Consider the following 990-nt stretch of genomic DNA (forward strand, 5'->3'; position numbering starts at 1 on the left):
CTGGCCGATGATGCCGAAGTCAATGCCGTAGCCACCGACCCGGCCGGTAATACCAGCGATCCGGTGACCGCCATCGTGGATGGCCTGCCGCCCGCGGCCGGTGATAACAGCGTGACGATCGACAGCGGAAACGATGCGTTCCTCAACGCTGATGAAGCCGGCAACGTTACCCTCACCGGGCAGATCGAGGATGGCGCCAGCATCGCCTCGCTGGTGATCAGCGACGGAGACGAGGGCAGTGTGTCCGTCGATCCGGCCACGGTCACCATCGCCGACGATGGTAGCTTCTCCTACAGCGGTGCCGACCTCTCCGCGCTGGCCGACGGTGAACTCACTGCGACGCTGACCGTGGAAGATGCTGCCGGTAACGCAGCGCCGTTCACCGACACTGCGACGCTGGATACCGCCGCTCCGGACGCGCCGACGGTCGATCCCACCGACGGTGACGACATCACCGGCACCGCCGAGGTCGGCAGCACCGTGACCGTCAGCGACGCTGACGGCAACGCGATCGGTGAGCCGGTACTTGTGGGCGACGACGGCACCTGGAGCGTGACGCCCGACATCCCGCTGGGCGATGGCGACAGCGTCAACGCTGTGGCCACCGACCCGGCCGGCAATGCCAGCGATCCGGTGACCGCCATCGTGGATGGCCTGCCGCCCGCGGCCGGTGATAACAGCGTGACGATCGACAGCGGCGACGATGCGTTCCTCAACGCTGACGAAGCCGGCAACGTTACCCTCACCGGTCAGATCGAGGACGGTGCCAGCATCGAATCGCTGGTGATCAGCGACAACAGTGGCAACAGCGCCATCATCACGCTTGATCAGATCACGCTGAATGCCGATGGCTCGTTCGTAACCGAGGCGATCGACCTCTCCGCTCTGGCCGACGGTGAACTCACCGCGACGCTGACCGTGGAAGATGCCGCCGGTAACTCAGCCGAGTTCACCGACAGCGCCACCCTGGATACCGTGGCGCCGGACGCA

1 protein-coding gene is annotated in these 990 nt (G+C 65.8%); it reads left to right on the forward strand.

Annotation, left to right across the window (positions count from 1 at the left end; all coding sequences use genetic code 11):
* On the forward strand, positions 1-990 hold a 990-nt coding region (locus L1071_RS16160), incomplete at both ends, for an Ig-like domain-containing protein (RefSeq protein ID WP_246977071.1).

The sequence above is a fragment of the Chromohalobacter sarecensis genome (assembly GCF_023061135.1).
Lineage (GTDB): Bacteria > Pseudomonadota > Gammaproteobacteria > Pseudomonadales > Halomonadaceae > Chromohalobacter > Chromohalobacter sarecensis.